The following is a 20,738-nucleotide window of genomic DNA, read 5'->3' as shown; positions in this document are numbered from 1 at the left end:
ACCATCGACTAGCCTGACCAAGGTTCGAGGCGGAGTTGGAGGAGATTCTTGAAGCGGTTCGTGGTCCCGCCGACCTGGCCGTCGCCGCCCCGCCGTAGTTGGGTCCCGCCGAAGACCTGGCGCCCGGATCCGTCCTGGCCGCCGCCACCCGAGGACTGGAAGTTCTGGGTCGACGGCAGGGGCAACCCGGTCCGCGGCCCGGTCGGCCTGTATGCCGGCCCGTCCCGCCGGGTCATGTACGCCGGTGCCGCCGCCCTCGTGCTCTTCCTCGGAGTCAACGTCTGGGCGCTGACCGCGATCGGCCTGTTCGGTGGCGACCCCGGTGATTCGAAGGCCGTCCAGGTCGTCGACGACCGTTCGTCGACCCCCTCGGCGACGCCGAGCCCGACTCCCGTCGTGCCGCAACTGACCACCCCGCCGCCGGTGCCGACGACGCCGACTCAGAAGCCGACGACGCGGCCGACCCAGCAGCCGACGAAGACCCGGACGACCGTTCGTCAGACCGAAGAGCGGCCCGACCCGACGCCGACCAAGACGACCACCACGGCGAAGACCCCGAAGCCGCGGCGCCCGAGCACCAGCCCGCCGCCGACCCGCGAAGAGATCCTCCGCCAGTACTGCATCCAGCGAGGCTGGGACCCCGAGTGGTGCGACCCGGACAACTGGCCCCAGGACCCCGCCGACGATCCCCGCAACGAGGAGCCCTGAGTTCCCTGAGCGGTTGACAGCAGTGGAGCCCTCGCGCATCCTTAACCGTATGGTTTCAAAACCAAGTGGTTATGAAGATGCTTTGAACGGCGTCTTCGCCGCGCTGGCCGATCCGACCCGGCGCGCGATCCTCGGTGAGCTGCGGCAAGGTGACGCGACCGTGGCACAGCTGGCGGCGCCGTTCAGCATGTCGCAGCCGGCCGTCTCCAAGCACCTGAAGGTGCTGGAGCAGGCGGGCCTGATCAGCCGGTCCCGGCAGGCCACCGCACGATTCAGCCACCTGGAGGCAGCGCCGCTGCGGGAGGCCGTTGGCTGGTTGATGGACTACCGGTCCTACTGGGCCGAGAGCTTCGACCGACTCGACGACGTGCTCGACGAGCTGCGGGCCGAGTCATGACCGAGATGCGGGTGATCGCGGAGCCCGGCGTACCGCAGGTCGTCATCATCCGGGAGTTCAACGCTCCGCGGAAGCTGCTGTTCCGCGCGTACACCGAGCCGGAGCTGGTGGCGCGCTGGCTCGGACCGGCCGATCTCGAGTTGGTCGTGAACCAGCTGGACCCGCAGCACGGCGGGCGCTGGCGCTGGACGCACTACGACGCCGACGGCAAGGGGTATGCCTTCCACGGGCTGTATCACGGGACGCCGTCGCCGGACCGGATCGTGCAGACGTACGAGTTCGACCAGCAGCCCGGGACCGTCTACCTGAACCTGATCACCTTCGACGAGGCCGACGGCGTCACCACCCTGACGCAGAACACTGTGTTCTTCGCCGTCGAGGACCGCGACCTGTACGTCGATGGCGGCATGGAGCGCGGCATCCGCGCGTCGATGCAGCACTTGGACGACCTCGTCACCCAACTGGCCAAGGAGGGCCACCAATGATGCTCACCGGAAAGAACGCGATCGTGTACGGCGCGGCCGGACCGATCGGCTCCGCAGTCGCCAAGGCCTTCGCGGCAGACGGCGCGACGGTGTACCTCGCCGGGCGTAGGGCGAAGACGCTCGATCAGGTCGCGGACGAGATCCGCGCCGCCGGCGGAACCGCCGAGACGGCCGTCGTCGACGCCCTCGACGAGCGCTCGGTGGACGATCACGCCGACGCCGTGGCGGCCGCGGCCGGCAGTATCGACATCTCGTTCAATCTGATCGGCCACGAGCAGTCCTTCGGTACGCCGCTGGTCGAGATGTCGGTCGCGGACGTCGCGGCACCGGTGCGGGCGATGCTCCGCACCTTCTACCTCACCTCGCGGGCGGCCGCCCGGCACATGATCAACCAGGGCTCCGGCGTGATCCTGACGTTCGGCGGGTACGGCGAGCCGACTGCGAACCTCGGCGGTTTCCAGGCCGGCTTCGGTGCTGTCGAGGCGCTTCGGCGCAGCCTGGCCCTCGAGCTCGGAACGCACGGCATCCGCGTACTCACGTTGCAGACCGGCGGGATCCCCGAAGCCATTCCGAAGGACTTCCCCGAGAAGGCGGCCCGGGCGATCGCCGAGGACACCGCGCGCCGCACGATGCTCAAACGCGCCGCGACCTTGTCCGACGTCGGCGCCGTCGCCGTCTTCGCCGCCTCCGACCGCGCCGCCTCCATGACCGGCACCGCCCTCAACCTGACCGCCGGCGCCGTCGTGGACTAGGGCGTGTCTGACGGTCCCGCGAGACACGCCCTAAACCACGTTCCACTCGGCGCGTGGGCCGTGGTGCTGGAAGCGGCGCGCGTCGAGTGGGGTGATGTCGACGAAAGGCTCACGGTCCAGGTAGAGGTCGCGGATGATCTCGCCAACGGCCGGGCCTTGTAGGAAGCCATGGCCGGAAAACCCTGTGGCATAAAGGAATCGGGACACTCCGGCTGATTCCCCGATCAGTGCGTTGTGGTCCGGCGTCACCTCGTACAACCCCGCCCAGCCGCCGGTCAGGCCGACGTCGAGCAAGGACGGTGCACGGCGTTGCATCGCGGTCGTCAGTCCCGGGAGCCAGGTATCGGTCCGGTTCAGGTGGAAGCCGGGCTGCTCGTCCGGGTCCGACATCCCGACCAGCAGTCCGGGACCTTCACGGTGGAAGTAGAACGTGCTGCTGAAGTCGATCGTCATCGGGAGGCCTGCCGGTAGACCGTCGATCGCCTCGGTCACCACGATCTGCCGTCGGAGTGGCGTGACCGGCAGCTCGACCCCGATCATCGCGGCCAGCTCCGCCGACCACGCACCGGCGGCACAAATGACCGTGCTGGTGCGGACGTCGCCCAGGCTGGTCCGGACCGTGGTGATGTTGTTGCCGGCAGCATCGATATCGAGCACCTCGCAGCCGGTGACCAGGGTGGCGCCGAGTCGGCGGGCCGCGGTCGCGTAACCCAGTACGACGGACTCCGGCGTGCAGTGCCCGTCCGCCGGGGAGAAGCAGGCTCCGACGAGTCCGTCCGGAGCGACGATCGGTGCGAGGCCGATGGCTTCGTCGACGTCGATCATCCGGGTCGGCTGGCCGGCCGCGTTCTGCAGGCGGGTGCTCTCGCGGAACAGTTCGAGCTGGTCGGCTGTCTCGAGCAGGAAGAGGTAGCCGACGCGGTGCAGGTCGATCTCCTGGCCGGGCCGTTCGCCGAATCGCGCGAACGCCTCCAGGCTGCGAGCCCCCAGCGCGATGTTCAGCTCGTCGGAGAAGTTGGCCCGCACGCCACCGGCCGCCTTCGAGGTGGACCCGGAGCCGAGCTGGTTCTTCTCCAACAGCAGGATCCGTTGCACCCCGGCTTCGGCGAGGTGGAAGGCGACACTGGTGCCCATCACACCGCCACCGACAATCACAACGTCGGCGGAGTGGGGAAGGTGAGTCGTCATCGGCGCGCGGTGGCGGTCCGGCCGGTCAGGGCAGTTGGTAGTCGAGGTCGGCCTCGACCGTCTCCGTATCCATCTGCGCCTTCTGCAGCTTGCCCGAGTAGTCCCAGTTCATCGACTGCCAGCGGGTGAACTGGTCGAGCACCCAGACCCCGCTCTGCCGGGACCCGTTGCCCGACTTGCCGTTGCCGCCGAACGGCAGGTGTGCCTCGGCCCCGGAGGTCGAGTTGTTCACACTCACCATCCCGGCCGAGATCCCCTGCGCGAACCGGAACGCCTTGTTCGGGTCGGTGGTGTAGATCGAGCTGGACAGGCCGTAGCCCGACTTGTTGCCTAGGGCAATCGCTTCGTCCAGCGTGGTGTACGTCGTGACGCTCACCACCGGACCGAACGTCTCGTTCAGGAACAGCTCGTCATCCGGCCGCACCCCGGCCACGATCACCGGGTGGTAGAACAACCCTGCCGCCGGATCCCCGACGAACCCGCTCCGCGGGTTGTCCGCGGTGACCCGCCCGGTCCTCCCGATCACCCGGTGATGGGCCGCGATCCAGCCGAGCGACTTCTCGAACCCGGCCGCGAACTTCTCGTCCAGCAACGGACCGAACAACACATCCTGCGCCGGATCACCCATCGCCGCGTCCGCGACCGCCCGGCCGAACCGGTCGAGGAACTCGTCGTGCACCGACTTGTGGACGATCGCCGTACCGAGTGAGGTGCACCGCTGGCCCGCCGTACCGAAGCCGGAGAAGAGGGCGCCTTCGACGGCCAGGTCGAGGTCGGCGTCCTCGGTGATCACCATCGGGTTCTTGCCGCCGAGCTCCAGGCACGGGGTCTGCAGGTGCCGGCCGCAGAGCTCGCCGATCCGGGTGCCGACCGCACTCGACCCGGTGAAGCCGACCTTGTTGATCAGTCCGGCCTGCAGGGCCTGCTCGAGTCCGGTGAAGGTGTCCGGGCCATCGGCGTACACGACGTTGAAGACCCCGGCGGGTACGCCGGAATGCGCGAAGATCTCGTAGAACGCGTCGGAGACGACCGCCGAGTACTCGGCCGGTTTCCAGACGACCGTGTTGCCGCACAGCAGCGCGGGCACGATGTACCAGGACGGTACGGCGACCGGGAAGTTGCCGGCCGTGATCACGGCGACCGTGCCGACCGGGCGGCGGAACGTGAACAGCTGCTTGTCGGGCATCTCGGACGGGACCGTCTGCCCGTACAGCCGGCGGCCCTCGCCGACGAAGAAGTCGCAGGTGTCGATGATCTCCTGCACCTCACCGCGCGCCTCCGCGATCGGCTTGCCGATCTCGCGGGTGACGAGCGCGGCGAGCCGCTCCTTGTTGGCGGTCATCAGCCGGCCGACGTTCGCGATCACCTGCCCACGCTGCGGCGCCGGCGTCGCTGCCCACGCACCCTGCGCCGCCCGGGCCGCCTCGGATGCGCGGACGAACACCTCGGGTCCCGCGCTGCCGACCGTCCCCACGACATCGCTCAGCTGAGCCGGGTTGGTCGAAGGGGTACGGCGTACCGCGTCCGCCACTCGCTCGCCACCGACAACGGACAGCACCTCAACGGCCATGCGGCATCCCTTCCTCGTCGTGGGGCTCCACCTTAAGCACGCGGCGGCACCTTGCGGTCCGGATAGAGATCCGGGATCGGGATCGGCATCCGCCACAGGCGAGACTGCGGGTGGATCATGCCGTGCCGGATGGCGACGTACCGGAGCAGGCGGAGCGGGCCGGCGATCAGGATGAAGGCCAGCGGGAGCTCGACCAGGAGCGCGCTGAGCAGGGCCTGGGTGAGGTCGCCGCCACGCTGACTGGTCATCACGTCGAACCAGGCATCACAGATCAGCAGCACGCCGGAGGCGAACGCGGTCGGGAAGACGAGCTGCTTGCGCTTCCAGCCCGCGATCGCGGTCAGCGCCAGCATGGTGAGCAGCAGGATGTCGAAGCCGACCCAGGTCACGACCCAGTTCCTGGCGACGTAGTGGCTGGGCAGTGTGTTCGCCAGGTACACGGTCCACGGGATCAGGGCAGCCACGCAGACCACCATCAGCGCGGTCCGCCACTTGCGGATCCGCTCGATCGTTCGCCTGGACGGTAGCCCGGCCGGGCGGGGCGCCAGCCGCAGGATCAGGTCCTGCCGTTCGGCCGCCGTCATCGCCGCGATCTCTTCGTCGGTCAGAGGCACCCCTCCAGTATGTCTTGTGAATGCAATCACAAGCCGGTAGGCTGACTTCCGCGAAGCAACTGTCGATGAAGACAGATGAGGTGAAGCATGACCGAGCGCAAGCCACCGGGCATGAGTACCCAGGATTGGGTCCGGGCCCAGGTCCAGCAGGCCGCGAACGCGGGCGAGTTCGACAACCTGGCGCTGGCGGGCAAACCGCTGACCAGGTTGGCGGCCCCGCATGACCCGGACTGGTGGGTCAAGGACTTCATCCGCCGCGAGCAGATCGAGACCGACGCGCTGCTGCCACCCGCGATGCTGCTCCGCAAGGAGAAGCAGAAGGTCCAGGAGACCGTCGCGCGGATGCGCCGCGAGTCCGAGGTGCGCGATTACCTGGCGGATCTGAACAAACGCATCCTGGTCAGCATTCGCGACACCACCGGCCCGGTCGTTCCCGTCGGCACGGTGGACGCGGAAGCGATCCTGGCGCGCTGGAAGACCGAGCGGACGGAAGCCGCCAAGCCGCAGCCCAAGGCCGAGGTCGAGCCGCCGGCCAAGAAGTCGCTCTGGCAGCGCCTCTTCAGCTGAGCAGTTCGCGGGCCGCGGCCTCGATGGTCTCCTCGCTGAGCAGGACCTGATGCGCGGCCGCACCAAGCGGCACATAGGAGTCGTGGCTCGTCACCCGGGCCAGCCGGCCGGTGTAGCCGTGGTCGATCAGGGTGGCCAGGATGCCTTCGGAGACACCGCCGGTACGCCGGGTCTCGTCGACGACCAGCACCCGGCCGGTACTGGTTGCCTCGCGCAACAGATCGTCGACCGGCAGCGGAGCCAGCCAGCGCAGGTCCAGGACCCGGATGCCGGGAACCCGCGCGGCCACCCGCAGGCTCATCGGCAGACCGTTGCCGAATGTCACGATGGTGAGGTCCGTCCCGTCGCCGTACGTCCGGCCGCGCCCGATCGGCACCGGTTCGTCCGGGTACGACGCCAGCCACTGGTCGTCGCCGTCGTCGTACAGATCCCGCCGGTGGTAGAGCGCGATCGGCTCGAGGAACACGCTGACCGTGCCGGCGGAGCGCGCGGCCGCCGCGCACGCGTGCAGCATCGCGGCCGCGTCGTCGGGACGCGATGGTGACGCGATCACGAGACCCGGGATGTCCCGGAGGACGCCGATCGCGTCGTCGTTGTGGAAGTGGCCACCGAAACCCTTCTGGTAGCCGTACCCGGCGATCCGCAGGACCATCGGGTTCGCGTACTGCTCCTGGGAGAAGAACTTCAGCGACGCCGCTTCACCGCGGAGCTGATCCTCGGCGTTGTGCAGGTACGCCAGGTACTGGATCTCCGGGATCGGCAGCAATCCAGAGACTCCCGCACCCAGGCCCAGTCCCAGAATCGACTGCTCGTCCAGCAAGGTGTCGAACACGCGGGCGGGTCCGAAGGCCTTCTGCAGCCCGCGGGTCACACCGTAGACGCCACCCTTGCGGCCGACGTCCTCACCGAAGACCATCGCCTCCGGGTAGGCCGCGAGGACGTCACTCAGAGCTCGATTGATCGACTGGCACAGGGTCAGACGTTCGGTGCTCGGCGTGCGCTCAGGCAGCGCCTCGGCAACGGTCGTGGGATCGGGGTAGCGGAGCGGCGCGGCGACGGCTTCGGCCGAGGACAGCTGCGGCAGGCCCGCGACCTCGGCCGCGATCCGCATCGCCTCGGAACGCTTGTCCTCGTACAGTTCGATGATGTCGTCCGCACTGAATCCGGCGCCGAGCAGCAATCGCGCCGTACCGAGCAGTGGGTCGAGCTCCTCGTCCGCGGCCAGCTCGGCCGGACTCCGGTACGCCGCCTCGACGTCGGAGCCGGCGTGACCGAGCAGGCGGACGGTGCGCAGGCGCAGGAAGGCCGGACGATGGTTGCGACGGACGAAGGTGGCCGCCTCGGTCGCGATCGACAGGGCCGCGGCGAGATCGGTGCCGTCGGCATCGAAGTACCGCAGGCCGGGCCGCTGCCCGTACGCCTGCCGGATCCAGCCGTCCGGGGTGCGCACGCTGATCCCGATGCCGTTGTCCTCACAGACCAGCAGCAGCGGCATCGGCAGCCCCTGGTACGACGCGTGCAGGGCGGCGTTGATCGCGCCGGTCGCGGTCGAGTGGTTCGCGGACGCGTCGCCGAAGCTGGTCACCACGATCGCGTCGGCCGGCCACGGCGAGGGTACGCCGAGCTTCGCCGAGCGGGAGATCGAGAAGGCGACGCCCATCGCCCGCGGCAGGTGCGACGCGATCGTCGACGTCTGCGGGATGATCGCCAGGTCGTGCCGGCCGAACACCTTGTGCCGGCCGCCGGCGATCGGCTCGCTGGTCGCGGCGGCGACGCCGAGCAGGATGTCGCGCAGCCCCTCCTTCGAGCCGCACTGGTCGGCGCGGGTGAGGTAGAAGGCACCGGAGCGATAGTGCAGCAGCGCGGGGTCGGTCGGTTCGAGGGCCGCGGCAACCGCGGCGTTCCCCTCGTGGCCGGCGGATCCGATCGTGTAGAAGCCCTTGCCCTCCGACTGCATCCAGCGAGCCGCGAGATCCGCGTGCCGGCTCCCGAGCTGAGCGTCGTAGAGCCTCCGCAGCAGCTCCGTGGGCTGATCCCACGGCGTCGGCTTGAGGGCGCGCACCCGCCCGGCGAACCGCTCGTCGACGCTGCTCACCACAGGGGCTCCAAGGTCCTCATCTCATCCATGATCGGTGAAGAACGCCGCAAGCACAGCTTCGCCCACGGATTGAACCGCCGCGTTGCGCCCGGATGGTATGCCGGATGCCGGCCGACGAGATCGCCCACCCGCTCGATCACCCGGTGGAGTCGGCGCCGACCCCCGCGTGAGGTGGGTTGGGGCCGATGACCTTGGGGAACGGTGACGAGGGGTAGTTCGTTCTTCGGGGGTAGGGGGTGCTGTGAGGTGTTCGTGGCGACGGTGAGTGAGTTGCGGTGATGCGTTCTTCCCCGATGGTCCGGCGGATGGCGATCGCGGCTGGCCTCGGGGTGGGAACCACCGGGGTGCTGGCGGGCGTGCTGCTGCTGGGTCCGCTCGCCGCGTCGATCCTGCTGGCCGTGGTGTTCGCGCTGGTCTGGCCGCTCGCCGCGGTGATCCGGTACGTGACTGACGAAGCGCCGTACGAATCGGCATGGACGGTCGCGGCGGCGGCGGCGGCCGCTGTGCTGTGCCTGCCGGGGCTGGTGCGGTTGCTCGCGTGGGGTGCGCTCGGGTTGGCCGTGGCACTGGTTTTCGCGGCGTTGTTCGTGCTGATCGACCTCGTCATGCCCGAGCGGCGGCCGCGGCGCTCGCGGCACCACCGGAAGCTCGCGCGGTTGACCGACGCGCAGTTCGTCGAGGACGAGCAGCTGATCGCCTCACTGCAGTGCCCACTCAGCATCGAGGAACTCTGCGGCGTCTGGTCCGAGACCGCCACTCAGCTCGCGCAGGGCGCGGGACCCCGTGATCGCCAGGCAGTCGCCGAAGTACGCCGAATCTGCCTGGACGAATTCGAACGCCGCAACCCCGACGGCTTCCACCGCTGGCTCGACGCCGGCGCCCCCGCCAACCCAAGCACCTACCTCCTGCCGACGCCGGACGAGTGAGCCCGGCCGTCCGCGAAGCTCAGGCCGCCTTCTTCGTGGCCTTCCTCGCGGTGGACTTCTGGTGTCGATCAGCTTCTGCACCCGCTGGTCAGAGCCGGTTGTAGCGTTTCCGCGCCTCGCGACTTTCCTTCTGGGCGTCGCGGGCGGCCCTGCGAGCGTCGTCGAGCTCGGCGCCCAGGCGTCGTACCAGCTCCTGGGCGGCGGTCAGGGCGTCGCGGGCGTCGTCGAGCTGGTTGTCGAGGTCCTCGACCGTCGCCTCGGCCTCCTGCGCGGCCGTGACCGCGTCCTCGAAGGCCTGCTTGGCCTTCGCCTTCTCGGCGGCCTCCCGCTCCTCCTCGTCGCGCTCCGCCGCCTCGCGCTTCTTACGTGCAGCCGCCGACTCCTCGTCGGCCTCCGTCTGCTGGGCCTTGCGCCGGTCCCGGGCGGCCTGGCGGCGTTCGTCGGTGAGCGGGGTGACGTTGGAGGGTTCGCCGTTCTCGTCGACGACGCCGAAGCCGACGTGCCGTAGCGCACTGCTCAACCGGCCTTCGCGTACGGCGTCACCCGCGGCCGGGTCGACCAGCGCGGCGTCGAGGGTCTCCCGCAGCTTCTGACCGACGTCGGCGCTGACCTTCTGGCCCTCCTCGCCGGCCAGCTTGGTGGCCTCCTTGGACAGCTTGTCCAGCAGTTGGTGGCGTCTCGGTGTCAGCTCGCGCAGCCGGTCACCGTCGAGATCGGCGGTCGCCTGGCGGAACTCGTCGCCGAGCGCGAGTAGGTCGTCCAGGTCGTCGGGCCGCTCGCGGGCCACCAGGTTCGTCACCCAGGCGGCGACGGTCGGTTTGCGCATCGCCTTCAGCCGCGTCGATCCGACCTGGTCGCCGTCCGCCTTCAGCTGTTTGGCCAGCTCGTTGCGAGTAGCAATGAAGTCGGCAGCCGGCGCCGCATAGAGCGCATCCGCCGCCTCTTCGAAGTCCACGAAGGCGACGCTACCGTACCGATGAACGGGTAGTACGGCCTTCAGCCCGTCCGACGACCCTCTCCTCCCGCTCGGGGCAGCCGAGCCGGGCCGACCACTACCCGTTCTTCGGTACGCCGTCCGGGGCGGCGAGGTCGGTGCGGAGGCGGTCGAGGATGCCGCGGAGCAGGCGGGAGACCTGCATCTGGCTGACCCCGAGCTCCTGGCCGATCTCTTCCTGGGTGAAGCCGTTGCGGAACCGGAGCTCGAGGATCCGCTTGTCCCGGTCGCCGAGGCTCGCGACCGCCGGCGTCAGGGTGTGCACGTTCTCGACCAGGTCGTAGCCGTCCTCGTCATCGGCGACCGTGTCGAGCAGGCTGGTCCCGCCCTCGACCGAGCCGGGCGCGTCCAGGGACAGCGTGGTGAAACAGCCGCGCACCGAGCTGGCCTCGGCGACCTCGGCCGCATCCGTACCGAGTGCCGCCGCAGTCTCCGCGTCGGTGGGAACGTGGCCGAGGCGCTGGATCAGCTCAGGCTCGGCGGCAGCGATACTGCCCTGGACCTCCTGGACCCGGCGCGGTGGCCGCACGGTCCACGCGCAGTCGCGAAAGTACCGTTTCAGCTCGCCTCTGATCGTCGGTACGGCGTACGACAGGAAGGCCGTGGACGCGTCGACCCGGTAGCCGTTGGCGGCTTTGACCAGGCCGAGATAGGCGACCTGTTCGAGGTCGTCTGAATCCACACCCTTGCTGCGGTATCGCGAGGCGATCGATCGGGCGACCGGGGCGTTCAGGATGACGACCTCGTCCAGGAGTTCCTGGTGGCGCGGATCCGGGGTTCCATCGGCTTCGAGCAGAAGTTCATGGGTTGAATCAGCAATGCGCTGTTTGGAGTCGTTGGCGCTGACAGCTGCGATCGTCACGGGAGGGACCTCGTCGTGTCGTCGTGCAGGTCGGTGGCATCACGGCTGAACCACTTGTCTCCACCAGATCAAACTCAGCCGCCGCTTTCAAGTACCCGGCTGTTACAGGTGTTTGAAACGTGTGCGTTGAGTCGCGACGATGCAGAGCAGTACGACGACCGCGGTGAGGGGCGCGGTGATCGGGAGGCGCTCGTTCATCAGCAGCACCGACCAGACGAGGGTGAGCAGCGGCTGGGCGAGCTGCAGCTGACTGGCCTTCGCGACCCCGATGATCCCCATCCCGCGGTAGACCGGGCGGTGCGAGAGCTGCTCTGAACACTGACAGCTTCTGTCAGGGATAGCTGCTTCACTACGATCCATGGACGAGTGCTGCGCCGTGGTCGACCTGCGCCAATACACGCTGCATCCCGGGCAGCGCGACACCCTGATCGATGTCTTCGACGAACACTTCGTCGAAGGACAGGAAGCGGCCGGCATGCACATCGTCGGCCAGTTCCGCGACCTCGACGACCCGGACCGCTTCGTCTGGCTCCGCGGCTTCGCCGACCTGCCGGCCAGGGCCGATGCGCTGAACGCCTTCTACTACGGCCCGATCTGGCGCGAGCATGCCGCGATCGCCAACAAGACGATGATCGATTCCGACAACGCTCTCCTGCTCAAGCCCTTGCACCTCGGGGCCGGCTATCCCGGCCTGGACTCACCCCGCCCACCGCGAGGTACGACGGAAGTCCCGGACTCGATCGTGGCCGGAGCCGTGTACCACCGCGGTTCGCCCGATGACGGGTTCGTCGAATTCTTCACCGATCACGTCGTCCCCGCGTTGGCCGGCGCCGGGGCCGAGCCGGTCGCGGTCTTCGAGACTTTGGTTGCCGAGAACAACTTTCCGGCGTTGCCGCTGCGGGACGAGGTCGTGCTGGTGTGGTTCGCCCGCTTCGCCGACGACGCGGCGTACGACGACCATCGCCGGCGGCTCGCGGCCTCGGCGGTGTGGCAGCGGCAGGTGCTACCCGAACTCGTCTGCCGGACGGTCGCGCCGGCCCAGGAGTTGCGCCTGCGGCCGACCGGGCGTTCTCAGCTGCGATAAATACGTTGCGCGCCCCGAGAGGGGCGTGCATCCTGGTTCGACCGAGTAGCGGCGAGCGCTGCCTGGACCTAAGGAGGGCTGACGGATGGCCATCACTGTGCTGCGGCATGTCCGCGTCAGTCTCACCTCACCGTTCAGGAGCACTCCAGATGTCTTCAGACGTCTTTCGTACAGCGTCTAGTTCTTCGCACGACCTTTCTGACAACCTCTCAGACCTCGACTCCCGCTGGGCGGACTTCACCAGCGACGAGTCCCAACCAGATCCGGCCGATGCCTTCGTCTTCCGCTTCACCGAGGTCGACGAACATCTGGGACAGGATCAGCGGTGGTCCACCTGGCTGGACGTCGAGCGCGGTTCTCGCGGCCCGGAACCACGACCCGATTGGGTTGTGACGGAACAGGCTGCGATCGACACCGAGCTCGGCGTCCTCAAAACCGGCAAGGAAGCCGACGTCTTCCTGGTCGAGCGGGCCGTCGAAGCCATCGGTGACAACCCGGCGCGTTCCTCGCTGCTCGCCGCGAAGCGGTACCGCACCGAGGAACACCGGTCCTTCCATCGCAGTACGTCGTACGTCGAAGGGCGCCGTACCCGCAACAGCCGCGACACCCGGGCGATGGCGAAGAAGACCTCACACGGTCGCAACGTCGCCGCCGGGCAGTGGGCCGGCGCCGAGTGGGGTGCGTTGTGCGCCCTGTGGAAGGCCGGCGTCCCGGTGCCGTACCCGGTCCAGGTGGACGGTACCGAGTTGCTGATGGAGTTCATCGACGACGGTGAGGGCGGCGCCGCGCCACGGCTCGCCCAGGTCCGCCCGTCGAAGGAGTTGCTCGGTCAGTACTTCGAGCAGGTGCGGCACGGGATGCGCGAGTTGGCCAGGGCGGGGTTGGCCCATGGCGACCTGTCGCCATACAACGTCCTCGCCCAGGGGGATCGGATCGTGATGATCGACCTGCCGCAGGTGGTCGACATCGTCGGCAATCCGAAGGGCATGGACTTCCTGCTGCGGGACTGCCACAACATGGCGACCTGGTTCACCAACCGCGGGCTCGAGATCGACGAACAGGAACTGTTCGCCGACCTGCTCACGATGGTGTTCTGATCGCTTCCCGCAACAAGGGAACCAGCGGGGTCAGCCGGTCGGGGTAGGTGTCGACGAGACCGTCGACGTGGTTGCCTGCCTCGACCCGCTGGTACATGTGCAGCCCGGTGCTCCGAGCCATTCCGGCGTACACGTCGGAGTCCTGGGTGATCGGGAGCAGGCTGTCGTAGGTCCCGTGAATCGTGAGGAGCGGCTTGCCGATCTTCCCGGTCAACGCGATCCGCTTGACCGCCTTGTGTGCTTCGGGCCGGTGCGCGTAGTCGTAGTCGGCCTCGGTGCCGGTGTACGTCGGGTCGAGCTCGGCGGCGTAGATCCGTTGGGTCAGCTTCCAGTAGATCGCGTAGTGGTAGTCCCAGAGGAAGTCCGACCGCGGATCGAACCCGGCGCCGGTGATGAGCTCCGGAGAATGTTGCTCGTAGCCCCTGATCGCCGGAGGCAGGAAGGTGAACAGATTGGGCCCGTTCACGGTCCACAGCGTCCCTTCGAGGTCGACGCCGCGGGTGTAGAGCTCGGGGTGGTTCTCGAGCTGCCAACGGACCAGATAGCCGCCGTTCGAGATCCCCGCGGCAACCACCTCACGGGGCGGGCGGCCGTAGTACTGCGCGATCGTGGCCCGCGCGGCCCGCGTCAGCTGCGTCGTACGGACGTTCCACTCCACGATCGCGTCGCCGGGACGCAGTCCGTCGGTGTAGAACTCCGCGCCCGTGTTGCCCTTGTCGGTGCCGGCGTACGCATAACCCAGGGAGAGCACGTAGTCCGAGATCGCCTTGTCGTTCGCGTACTGCGCTCGCACACCAGGCGACCCGGAGACGACCAGTCCGCCGTTCCACCGCCGCGGCAGCCGGATCACGAACTGGGAGTCGTGGTTCCAGCCGTGGTTGGTGTTCAGGTGCGAGTTGTCCGGGAAGTAGCCGTCGATCTGGATCCCGGGCACTCCGGACGGCGCCGGCAGACCCGCCTGGGTGAGCCCCGCGTAGTCGGCGGGGTTGGTGTGACCGGAGGCTACGGTCCCGGCCGTGGTCAGATCGTCCAGGCGCGCGAGTTCTTGGTACTCGGCACCCGGCACGCGGATCAGTCGATGAGCGTCGGCCGGCACGGTCACACCCGTGAGCAGCAGGACGGCGGAGAACAGGGTGGAAGACAGGGCGAGGAGGCGGCGCATGGCGTCACGCTAGGAGTCGCCTCCTTCGCCAGACAGAGGGTCGGACCACACAACCCGCTGCGTCCGGATGGTCTCTTAGGACACCGCCTTCGCGGCCGCGCGGCCCGCCGTACGTCCGGTGAAGAGGCAGCCGCCGACGAAGGTGCCTTCCAGGGAACGGTAGCCGTGGATGCCGCCGCCGCCGAAGCCGGCGACCTCGCCGGCCGCGTAGACCCCGGGCAGCGGCGTACCGTCGGCACGCAGCACGCGGGAGTCCAGGTCGGTCTGCAGACCGCCGAGGGACTTGCGGGTCAGGATGTTCAGCCGTACGGCGATCAGCGGGCCGGCCTTGGGATCGAGGATGCGGTGTGGTGACGCGACCCGGATCAGCTTGTCGCCGCGGTAGTTCCGGGCGCCGCGCAGCGCAGTGATCTGCAGGTCCTTGGTGAACGTGTTGGTGATCTCGCGGTCCCGGGCGACGATCTGGCGCTCCAGGTCGTCGAGGTCGATCAGCTTGTCACCGGTCAGGTCGTTCATCCCGCGGACCAGATCGGGCAGGTTGCCGCGGACGATGAAGTCGGCGCCCTTGTCCATGAACGCCTGCACCGGCGCGGTCGCCCCGCCACGGGCGCGGCCGAGCACGCCCTTGATGTCCTTGCCGGTCAGGTCCGGGTTCTGCTCGGAGCCGGAGAGGGCGAACTCCTTCTCGATGATCTTCTGGGTGAGCACGAACCAGGTGTAGTCGTAGCCGGTCCGCATGATGTGCTCGAGCGTGCCGAGGGTGTCGAAGCCGGGGAAGAGCGGCACCGGGAGTCGCTTGCCGGTGGCATCGAACCACAGCGACGACGGACCGGGGAGGATCCGGATGCCGTGCATCGGCCAGATCGGGTCCCAGTTCTGGATGCCTTCGGTGTAGTGCCACATCCGGTCGCGGTTCACGTACCGGCCGCCGGCCCGCTCGGTGATCGCGAGCATCCGGCCGTCCACGTGCGCCGGGACGCCGCTGATCATCCGCTTCGGCGGCTGACCCATCCGCGCCGGCCACTGCGCGCGTACGAGGTCGTGGTTGCCGCCGATGCCGCCGGACGTGACGATCACGGCCTGTGCGGTCAGGCTGAAGTCACCGATCTCGACGCGTGAACTCGACACCCCACGGGCGACGGTGCTCGGCTCCAGCACCTTGCCCGTCACGCCGTCGACCACTCCGCCGGTGAGGGTCAGCTCGTCCACGCGGTGCCGGAAGCGGAACTCGACCAAACCCTTCGCCACCGCCTCGCGAACCCGCCGCTCGAACGGCGCGACCAGACCCGGCCCAGTGCCCCAGGTGATATGGAAGCGCGGGACCGAGTTGCCGTGACCGTCGGCGTTGTACCCACCGCGCTCGGCCCAGCCGACCACGGGGAAGAACCGCACGCCCTGGCCATGCAGCCACGGACGCTTCTCACCGGCGGCGAAGTCGACGTACGCCTCGGCCCACTGCCGGGCCCACTTGTCCTCGTCGTCGAGCCGGTCGAACCCGGCCGAGCCGAGCCAGTCCTGCATCGCGAGGTCGCGTGAGTCCTTGATCCCCATCCGGCGCTGCTCGGGGGAGTTGACGAACATCAGTCCACCGAACGACCAGAACGCCTGGCCGCCCAGTGACGCCTCGGGTTCCTGGTCCAGCAGCAGTACCTTCCGGCCCGCGTCGGCCAGCTCGGCGGTCGCGGCCAGCCCGGCCAGCCCCGCCCCGACCACGATCACATCGGCGTCCATGGTGTCCATATATAGCGCAATTGAAAGGATGGCGGTTGTGACGATTCTTTCCGCGCATCAGCTCGTCCTGCCCGCCGCCTCCCTCGGACCGGAGAATCCGCTCGCTCCGCTGCACAGCCACCAAGAGCTCAAGTCCGTCGAGAACCTCGCCGACCTCCCTGAGGACCTGCGCGACAACATCCAGTACGGACGTCTGCACAGCACACTGCCGTGCCTCAACCAGGACGGCTACGACCGCTCGCTGGTCGACACCGCCTTCCCCGTGCTCGTCCTGGAGAACGATCACCTGCGTGCGACCGTAATGCCCAGCCTGGGCGGACGGCTCTACTCGCTCGTCCACAAAAGCAGCGGACAGGAACTCCTCTACCGCAATCCCGTCTTCCAGCCGGCGAACCTTGCTCTGCGCAACGCCTGGTTCGCCGGCGGCGTCGAGTGGAACGTCGGCAGCACCGGCCACTGGACCGGCACCTGCGCTCCCCTGCACGCCGCCCGTGTCGAAGGCCCGGACGGTACGCCGGTGCTCCGGCTCTGGGAGCTCGAACGGACCCGGAACCTCGTCACCCAGCTCGACTTCTGGCTGCCGGCCGACGCGGAGTTCCTGTACGTCGGGGTCCGCCTGCAGAACCCGTCCGACACCGAGGTCCCGGCGTACTGGTGGTCGAACATCGCGGTCGAGCAGTCGCCGGAGACGCGGGTGCTGGTGCCGGCGGACCAGGCCTGGCGGTTCGGGTACGCCGGTGCGGACCGCCCGGATGCGACCGGCCGATGGCTCGACCTGATCGGCGTACCGGACTTCGACGGCATCGACCTGACCTACCCGATGCGGCATCCGCGGGCGGTCGACTTCTTCTTCGAACCGCTGGCCGGCGAGCGGCCGTGGATCGCGTCGGTGGATGCGGCCGGCCACGGGTTGGCGCAGGCGTCGACCGAACGGTTGCGCGGGCGGAAGCTCTTCGTCTGGGGTGAGAGCGACGGCGGCCGGCGCTGGCAGGACTGGCTGGCGCCGGGCCTCGAGGGCGGCGGGTACGCCGAGATCCAGGCCGGACTGGCGCGGACTCAGCTGGAGCACTTGAAGTTGCCCGCAGCAACTTCCTGGCATTGGCTGGAAGCCTACGGACGGATGTCGGTGGATCCCGCTCTTGCGCACTCGGAAGACTGGCAAACGGCCCGTAATGCAGGGGCTTCGGCACTCCGTCCAGTAGTCGATGACCTGGCGGCGCGCGAGCGGGAGTGGCTCGCGGTGGTCGATGCCGCACCGGTCGAGCAGTTGGCGGTCGGGTCGGGGTGGGGTGCGTTGGAGGTGGCACGGACCGGGTGGACGATCTCACCCGGTACGCCGTTCGCCGACGACACGATGACCTCGCGGGAACGCGCATGGTCGCCACTGCTGGACGGGCGGTTGCCCGCGGTTGACGGCGTACCCGATGGGACGTTGGTGGCGTGGCGGGAGTTGCTGGAGAGGGCCGAGGACAACTGGCTGGTCTGGTACCACCGGGGTGTCGCGCGGCACTGTGCCGGCGAGGTGGAGAGTGCGGTCGACGCGTGGCGGCGGTCCGGCGACAACCCGTGGGCGCTGCGCAACCTCGGGCTGGTGACCGGCGACCTGTCGTACTACGAACGCGCGGTCGAGCTCCGGCCCGACCTCGTGCCGCTGGTCGCGGAAGCCGTCGCCGCTGCCCTCGACACGGACGTAGCGCGAGCCGAGCGCATGCTCGACCATGCTCCGGACGACCCGCGGATCCGGCTGCTGCGCGTCCGCCACGCGCTGCAGATCGGCAACCCCCAGACTGCCCACGAGCTACTCGCCGAAGGCATCCAGCTCGCGACTGTCCGCGAGGGTGCGAACCCGCTCACGGACTACTGGCTTGCCGCCGAGGAAGCCCTCGGAACCAACCGTCCCGTGCCCTCGCGGTACCAGTTCGGCATGGGCGGAAACTGACCGCGCTCCCTCCCACCACGCTCCGTCTGCCCCGACCACAGCCGCCACTGTCTGCTCTGTCAAAGATCTTTGTACTGACCTGGAACCGACTGGTCGCCTGCGGCGTCTCACCGGTGTGCGGCAAGGGCCGCGCAAGGCAGTTCGACTACGACGACCGCGCTGCTCGCGGGCGGCGCGTCGGGGGTGAGTGCCATGTTGACGATCGTTGTGCTCGGTGGGTTCGGCCTGGTGCTGCTGGTCACGGCATGCATCGCTGCAGACGTGATCGGCGGTCTGCGCCGGAACGAAACCCCGTCGGGTACGGAGGAGAAGACCGCGGGGCAGGTGATCCGGGTTCGTGGCCCGGTCCGCGGTCAGCTGGACGGCGGGATCCCGGCCGAATACACCGAGGTCACCGTCGAGTACTGCACCCGCCGGGGTGAGGGACCGTTCGAGGTGTCCCGGAAGTTCCCGACCGGGAGCCGGATGACCTACGCCAAGGGTGACCGGGTCATCGTCAGCTACGACGTACGGACGCCCCGCCGGGCCCGCATCGCCGGCCGGGTCAGCCACTGGCCCCAGCTGGGACCGCGGGCCGGACAGTCGGCGGATCCAGTTCCACAGCCATGAAGAGCTGACCGCGACAGCGGTCGGCAACCGGAGTGATCCGCAATCCCTCGCCTTCGAGGCGGGGGCCTTTCAGTTTTCCGCACCTGCCGTCAGGACGGCAGGTGCGGGGCCAGCAGGTTGTACAGCACCGGACGTCCCTGCGACAGAACGAACTCCGCTTCCGCGGCCGGCAGCCGATCGGCCAGATGCGCCAGGGATTCACCCATCGCGATGCTCAGCGTGACCGCCAGCCGGAACTCGCGGCTGTCGTCCGCGCCGAAGCGAACCGCCAGCAGCTCGGCGAATTCACCGGCATGCTGGTCGTCGTACTCACCAGGCTGGGTTTCCAGGTCCGGGTCACCCAACCCGCTCAACACCACCGCGCGGAAGCCCGGGTCGTTGCGATGCATCTCCCGGAACGTGTCGAGCGTGACGTCGACAGCACCACGCCAACTGGTTACCGTCGCCAGCCGCTCGCGGACCGCCTCGGTGTAGCGCGCCTGGTTCCGGCGTTCGATCGCCTGGATCAGGCTTCGCTTGTCCGGGAAGTACCGGTACACGCTGCCGACCGCGATCTCGGCCCGCTTGGCGATCCCGCTCGTCGACGCGGCGTCGTACCCGCGCTCGACCACCTCGGCGCAGGCCGCGTCCAGGATCCGCTCGACCTGCCGGCTCGCGCGGTCCTGGGTGGGCGTCCGGCGGAGCGGATAGGCCCCCGAAGTCACCATGTCGCTCATTGTCCATCCTCCAGGGGGACAACGTTGGCACCTTACTGTGACAGATTGCCGTCAATCGCTGTCCACAGGAGGGGAACTCTTCGCATGCGCATCAGCAGAACGATGGTCGCCGGCGTGGCTTCCGCCGCGGTCGCCGCCTCCGGCCTCGCCGGTACGGCGCTCACCGGCCGGCACGACCCACAGGGCGCGGGGGCGGGCCTGCGACTCAACCAGATGCAGGTGGTCGGATCGCACAACTCCTACCACCGCGAGCTGAGCCCGAACGAGCAGAAGGTCCAGCTGCAGAACAACCCGGGCTCGGTCGATCTCTGGTACTCGCACGCCCCGATCGACCAGCAGCTGGAGGACCAGAACGTTCGGTCCCTCGAGCTCGACCTGTTCCCGGACCCGCAGGGCGGGCTGTACACGTACCCGTTGATCCGGAAGCTGACCGGTCAAGGCCCGCTGACCGACCCGGCGATGGCCCAGCCCGGCATCAAGGTCATGCACGTCCCGGACTTCGACTACAACACCAACTGCGACACCTTCGTGCTGTGCCTGCAGCAGGTGAAGACCTGGTCCGACGCGCACCCCAACCACGTACCGATCGCGATCAACCTCGAGCTGAAGCAGTCCGACCCGAACGTGGTCGCCGCCGGTGGTGTGAAGGCGCCGCCGTGGAACGCGGTGAACCTGGACTCTGTCGACACCGAGATCCGCTCGGTGTTCACCGAGAAGGAGATCCTCACGCCGGACGACGTACGCAAGCCGGGCCTGACGCTCGAGCAGTCGGTGCTGACGAAGGGCTGGCCGAAGCTGAGCAGCGCCCACGGCCAGGTGATGTTCTACTTCGACAACGGCGGTCCTGGTGAGATCCGCGACCTCTACACCGCCGGCAAGCCGAACCTGGAAGGCCGGGCGGTCTTCACGCGCGGTCCGGAGGGCGCGGCCGACGCCGCCGTCACCGAGGTGAACGACCCGCGTGGTGCGAACCAGGCCGAGATCCAGCGCCTGGTGAAGAAGGGGTACCTGGTCCGGACCAGGTCGGACGAGCCGATGGCGACGATCCGGGACAAGGACTACAGCCGGCTCGGGATCGCGCTGGCCAGCGGTGCGCAGTGGGTGACCACCGACTTCCCGGTCGCCGGGATGGCCGCCCGCTACGACAGTGACTTCGTCGCCAAGCTGCCCGGGCACACTCCCGTACGATCGAATCCCGTCACCGCAACCGCGAGGACGGCTGTCTCGGAAGGATGAGCT

The 20,738-nt window shown here is 68.7% G+C and carries 21 protein-coding genes; 11 read left to right on the top strand and 10 right to left on the bottom strand.

All coding sequences use genetic code 11. The annotated features are described in order from the left end of the window. The first annotated feature begins 48 nt into the window (after positions 1–48). Genes AB0E63_RS17290 through AB0E63_RS17275 form a run of 4 tightly spaced genes read left to right on the top strand, consistent with a single transcriptional unit; the run spans position 49 to position 2,342 of the window. Positions 49–708 carry a hypothetical protein gene (locus AB0E63_RS17290; RefSeq protein ID WP_360366486.1) on the top strand — a complete coding sequence of 220 codons (660 nt, stop codon included), beginning with the start codon at positions 49–51 and terminating at the stop codon, positions 706–708. A 49-nt stretch (positions 709–757) separates the two neighbouring features. Continuing rightward, a complete protein-coding gene (locus AB0E63_RS17285; protein WP_360366484.1) occupies positions 758–1,105 on the top strand; it encodes a metalloregulator ArsR/SmtB family transcription factor in 348 nt (115 codons plus the stop codon). After that, complete coding sequence (locus AB0E63_RS17280) at positions 1,102–1,590, top strand: SRPBCC domain-containing protein (protein WP_360366482.1); 489 nt, start codon at positions 1,102–1,104, stop codon at positions 1,588–1,590. Before AB0E63_RS17285 ends, AB0E63_RS17280 begins: the two co-directional genes overlap by 4 nt. Then, the gene (locus AB0E63_RS17275; protein ID WP_360366480.1) at positions 1,587–2,342 is read left to right on the top strand and encodes an SDR family oxidoreductase; all 756 of its coding nucleotides are present in this window, start codon (positions 1,587–1,589) and stop codon (positions 2,340–2,342) included. The genes AB0E63_RS17280 and AB0E63_RS17275 overlap by 4 nt, the downstream gene beginning before the upstream one ends. 30 nt (positions 2,343–2,372) lie before the next feature. Here the strand turns inward: AB0E63_RS17275 and AB0E63_RS17270 are convergent, their stop codons facing one another. Genes AB0E63_RS17270 through AB0E63_RS17260 form a run of 3 tightly spaced genes read right to left on the bottom strand, consistent with a single transcriptional unit; the run spans position 2,373 to position 5,714 of the window. Beyond that, entirely contained in the window at positions 2,373–3,530 is a 1,158-nt protein-coding gene (locus AB0E63_RS17270) for an FAD-binding oxidoreductase (RefSeq protein ID WP_360366478.1), read from the bottom strand. 25 nt (positions 3,531–3,555) lie between these two features. Next, positions 3,556–5,100, bottom strand: a complete 1,545-nt coding sequence (locus tag AB0E63_RS17265) for an aldehyde dehydrogenase family protein (RefSeq protein WP_360366476.1) — start codon at positions 5,098–5,100, stop codon at positions 3,556–3,558. Between the two features lie 32 nt (positions 5,101–5,132). Further along, positions 5,133–5,714, bottom strand: a complete 582-nt coding sequence (locus AB0E63_RS17260) for a hypothetical protein (RefSeq protein ID WP_360366475.1) — start codon at positions 5,712–5,714, stop codon at positions 5,133–5,135. Between the two features lie 87 nt (positions 5,715–5,801). Here AB0E63_RS17260 and AB0E63_RS17255 point away from each other — a divergent pair, with 87 nt between their 5' ends. Continuing rightward, positions 5,802–6,281 carry a DUF1992 domain-containing protein gene (locus AB0E63_RS17255; RefSeq protein ID WP_360366474.1) on the top strand — a complete coding sequence of 160 codons (480 nt, stop codon included), beginning with the start codon at positions 5,802–5,804 and terminating at the stop codon, positions 6,279–6,281. Here AB0E63_RS17255 and AB0E63_RS17250 read toward each other — a convergent pair. Continuing rightward, on the bottom strand, positions 6,274–8,376 hold the full coding sequence (locus tag AB0E63_RS17250; protein ID WP_360366472.1) for a thiamine pyrophosphate-dependent enzyme: 2,103 nt from the start codon (positions 8,374–8,376) through the stop codon (positions 6,274–6,276). The genes AB0E63_RS17255 and AB0E63_RS17250 overlap by 8 nt on opposite strands. A gap of 308 nt (positions 8,377–8,684) precedes the next feature. On the opposite strand from AB0E63_RS17250, the gene AB0E63_RS17245 reads away from it, so the two are divergent. Next, positions 8,685–9,305, top strand: coding sequence for a hypothetical protein (locus AB0E63_RS17245; protein WP_360366470.1), 621 nt, complete (start codon positions 8,685–8,687; stop codon positions 9,303–9,305). Between the two features lie 88 nt (positions 9,306–9,393). Here AB0E63_RS17245 and AB0E63_RS17240 read toward each other — a convergent pair whose 3' ends face one another. The 3 genes from AB0E63_RS17240 to AB0E63_RS17230 form a co-directional block, all read right to left on the bottom strand. Further along, positions 9,394–10,260 (bottom strand): hypothetical protein, encoded by an 867-nt coding sequence (locus tag AB0E63_RS17240; RefSeq protein ID WP_360366468.1) that lies wholly within the window; start codon positions 10,258–10,260, stop codon positions 9,394–9,396. Positions 10,261–10,357: 97 nt separating this feature from the next. After that, positions 10,358–11,161: a sigma-70 family RNA polymerase sigma factor gene (locus tag AB0E63_RS17235; RefSeq protein WP_360366466.1), complete on the bottom strand. Its 804-nt coding sequence runs from the start codon at positions 11,159–11,161 to the stop codon at positions 10,358–10,360. A 102-nt stretch (positions 11,162–11,263) separates the two neighbouring features. Then, on the bottom strand, positions 11,264–11,440 hold the full coding sequence (locus tag AB0E63_RS17230) for a hypothetical protein (protein ID WP_360366464.1): 177 nt from the start codon (positions 11,438–11,440) through the stop codon (positions 11,264–11,266). Positions 11,441–11,519: 79 nt separating this feature from the next. On the opposite strand from AB0E63_RS17230, the gene AB0E63_RS17225 reads away from it, so the two are divergent. Next, a complete protein-coding gene (locus tag AB0E63_RS17225; protein WP_360366462.1) occupies positions 11,520–12,245 on the top strand; it encodes an NIPSNAP family protein in 726 nt (241 codons plus the stop codon). A gap of 389 nt (positions 12,246–12,634) precedes the next feature. Further along, the gene (locus AB0E63_RS17220; RefSeq protein WP_360366460.1) at positions 12,635–13,342 is read left to right on the top strand and encodes an RIO1 family regulatory kinase/ATPase; all 708 of its coding nucleotides are present in this window, start codon (positions 12,635–12,637) and stop codon (positions 13,340–13,342) included. Here the strand turns inward: AB0E63_RS17220 and AB0E63_RS17215 are convergent. Continuing rightward, positions 13,326–14,504: a tannase/feruloyl esterase family alpha/beta hydrolase gene (locus AB0E63_RS17215; RefSeq protein WP_360366458.1), complete on the bottom strand. Its 1,179-nt coding sequence runs from the start codon at positions 14,502–14,504 to the stop codon at positions 13,326–13,328. The genes AB0E63_RS17220 and AB0E63_RS17215 overlap by 17 nt on opposite strands. 75 nt (positions 14,505–14,579) lie before the next feature. After that, a complete protein-coding gene (locus AB0E63_RS17210) occupies positions 14,580–16,235 on the bottom strand; it encodes an FAD-binding dehydrogenase (protein WP_360366456.1) in 1,656 nt (551 codons plus the stop codon). Positions 16,236–16,263: 28 nt separating this feature from the next. Between AB0E63_RS17210 and AB0E63_RS17205 the strand changes: the two genes are divergently transcribed. After that, complete coding sequence (locus tag AB0E63_RS17205) at positions 16,264–18,174, top strand: DUF5107 domain-containing protein (RefSeq protein WP_360366454.1); 1,911 nt, start codon at positions 16,264–16,266, stop codon at positions 18,172–18,174. Between the two features lie 192 nt (positions 18,175–18,366). Beyond that, on the top strand, positions 18,367–18,783 hold the full coding sequence (locus AB0E63_RS17200; protein ID WP_360366452.1) for a DUF3592 domain-containing protein: 417 nt from the start codon (positions 18,367–18,369) through the stop codon (positions 18,781–18,783). A gap of 89 nt (positions 18,784–18,872) precedes the next feature. On the opposite strand, the gene AB0E63_RS17195 is transcribed toward AB0E63_RS17200, so the two are convergent. Then, positions 18,873–19,499, bottom strand: a complete 627-nt coding sequence (locus AB0E63_RS17195; protein ID WP_360366451.1) for a TetR/AcrR family transcriptional regulator — start codon at positions 19,497–19,499, stop codon at positions 18,873–18,875. Between the two features lie 84 nt (positions 19,500–19,583). Here AB0E63_RS17195 and AB0E63_RS17190 point away from each other — a divergent pair, with 84 nt between their 5' ends. Next, complete coding sequence (locus AB0E63_RS17190; protein ID WP_360366449.1) at positions 19,584–20,735, top strand: phosphatidylinositol-specific phospholipase C1-like protein; 1,152 nt, start codon at positions 19,584–19,586, stop codon at positions 20,733–20,735. Positions 20,736–20,738: the final 3 nt, after the last annotated feature.

The organism is Kribbella sp. NPDC026596 (assembly GCF_040638415.1).
GTDB lineage: Bacteria > Actinomycetota > Actinomycetes > Propionibacteriales > Kribbellaceae > Kribbella.
Note: the sequence above shows the minus strand (reverse complement) of the source record. Positions and strands in the feature narration are given on the sequence as shown.